This is a genomic window from Ramlibacter humi (genome assembly GCF_004681975.1).
Lineage (GTDB): Bacteria > Pseudomonadota > Gammaproteobacteria > Burkholderiales > Burkholderiaceae_C > Ramlibacter > Ramlibacter humi.
In genome coordinates this window covers 1-2,724 of sequence record NZ_SMLK01000018.1, presented here as the reverse complement: position 1 = coordinate 2,724, position 2,724 = coordinate 1, and the positions used below count along the sequence as shown (strand labels likewise).

Here is a 2,724-nt window from a genome sequence, read left to right as displayed (position 1 = left end):
GACGGCCAGCTGATCCAGTACGCCTACGACACGGCCAACCGGCTGACCTCTGTCACGTACGCCGACGGTGCGGTTCGAAGCTACGTCTATGAGAACCCGGCATCGCTGGACGCGCTGACCGGCATCGTCGACGAGCGGGGCAATCGCCTGGAGACGTACACGTACGACAGCCTGGAGCGTGCCGTCACGACGGAGCGTGCCGGTGGGGTGTTCAAGTACACGATCGCCTATGGAAGCGGTGGCCAATCGAGCGTGACGGACCCGCTGGGCACCGTGAGGACGTACACCTACGCCACGGCATCCGGACGCCAGACCGTCAGTGCGGCCGACAAGCCGAGCCCGAACGGCACGGCCGATGCGGCCAGCCGCACCCAGGACAGTGCGACGGGGCTGGTGCTGAGCGAGACGGACTTCCTCGGCGGCGTGACGACCTTCCAGTGGCTCACGCCAAGGATGCTGCCGGCCTCGGTCACCCAAGCCTATGGAACGCCGCTGGCCCGCACAAGAAGCACGACGTGGCACTCGACCTTGAGTCTTCCGGCGACGGTGACCGAACCTGGCAAGACGACGGCATGGACGTACGACGCGGCTGGCCATCCGCTCACCCAGATGGTGACGGACACGGCGACGGGGCAAACGAGAACGTGGAGCTGGACGTACAACGCGCAGCAGCTGATGGCCACGAGTTCGGCGCCCGGGCAAGGCACCACCACCTACACCTGGAATGCCGCGGGCCAGCTCACCAAGCAGGCCAACGCACTGAACCAGGAGACGCACTTCGACTACGACGCGGCCGGCCGCCTGAGCCAGCGCACGGATCCCAATGGACTGGTGGCCGCGTACGCGTACGACGCGAGGGGGCGGCTGACGAATGCGACCGCTGGCACGGAGTCGACGACGTACGTGTGGGATGGAGCCGGGCTGCTGGAGAGCGTGACGCTGCCCGACGGTGCCACCTGGGCATTCACCTACGACGAGGCGCAACGCCTGACGCAGGTGCAGGACGGCCAAGGCAACAAGGTCGTCTACACGCTCGATGCGATGGGCAACCGCACGAAGGAAGAGGCCCGGGATGCTTCGGACGCGGTGGTGCGCACGAGAAGCTGGGTCTACAACAGCCTGAACCGGCTGCAGGATGCGATCGAAGGGGTGGCACCGCCTGCGCAGGCGACCACGGTCACCTATGACCTGAACGCGAACCCGACGGCCACAAGCGCACCGCTGGGGCGCAACAGCAGCCGCACCTTCGACGTCCTGAACCGGGTGAAGCAGGTGACCGACGCGAACAACGGCGTGACGAAGTTCGAGTACGACGCGCAGGACAACCTCACCAAGGTCACTGACCCGAAGAACCTGAACACGACCTACGCATACAGCGGCTTCGGACAGCTGCTCACGCAATCCTCGCCGGACACGGGCACCACGACCTTCGTCTACAACGCGAACGGTACGCTCCAGAGCAAGACAGACGCCCGCGGCGTGACCACGGGATACACGTGGGATGTCCTCGGCCGGGTGGCGACGATCACCTACCTGGACCAGACGATCACCTACACCTACGACGCCTGTACCAATGGCGTGGGGCGGGTGTGCAGCGTGGCTGATGGCACGGTCACGACAAGCTACACGTATACGCAGGCGGGACGGGTGGCGAGCAAGACGCAGACCGTGGCGGGTTCGCCGGCGGCGGCGCCGCTCACCGTCAGCTATGCGTACAACAGCGCGGGCGAGCTGTCGCAGGTAACCACGCCGTCAGGCAGCATCGTTGGGTACAGCTACACCAACGGGCGCGTGACGGGCATCACTGCTGCGGCGGCGGGCGGGGGCACGGTGAACCTGCTGTCCCAGATCACCTACAACGCGGACGGCCAGGTGCAGGGCTGGCAATGGTCGGATGGGACCGCCCGCACGATCACGTACGACGATGCCGGCCGCATAGCGGGGTTCAGCCTGGGCAACCCGGCGGGGACGGGCAGCAAGGCCGGCGTGGTGCGGCAACTGCAGCGTGATGCGGCCGGCCGCATCACCGGCTACACCCACAGCAACAGCGCTGGGGCGGTGAACGCGCTCGACCAGAGCTTCGGGTACGACAGTCTTGATCGGCTGGTGACCGCCACGTGGGCGACCGGCAGCATCGGCTACAGCTACGACGCGAATGGCAACCGCACGGCCAAGACCGTGGGCGGCACGATCTACGCCAACGCCATCGACAGTCAGAGCAACAAGCTGCTGAGCGTGGCGCACGCCTCGGGCACCAGCGTCGTGAGTCATGACGCCGCGGGCAACGTGACCGGCGACGGGACTTCCACGTACACCTACAGCGGGCGCGGGCGCATGGCCACGGCGTCGCCAAGTGGCCTGACCTTCGCCTACGACTGGCTGGGCCAGCGCGTGCGCAAGCAATCGACGGGGGCATCGCCGACTAGCACCTACTACGTCTATGACGAAGCGGGGCGCCTGATCGGTGAGTACGACGTCAGCGGTGCGCCGGTGTACGAGACGATGTACCTGGGCGGCACGCCGGTGGGTGTCATGAGGCAGGGCGCGGCATACAACGTGTACGCCGACCAGATCGGCACGCCGCGAGTGATCACGGCGCAGGACCAAACCATCGTTTGGCGCTGGGACACGGCGGAAGCCTTCGGTGCGACTGCACCTAACCAGAACCCGAGCTCGCTTGGCACGTTCACGTTCAACCAGCGCTTCCCGGGGCAGGTGTTTGAT

1 pseudogene is annotated in these 2,724 nt (G+C 66.5%); it reads left to right on the top strand.

Features of this window, described 5'->3' with window-relative positions:
• A pseudogene (locus tag EZ216_RS21180) lies at nucleotides 1–2,724 on the top strand (hypothetical protein); the annotation flags it as partial.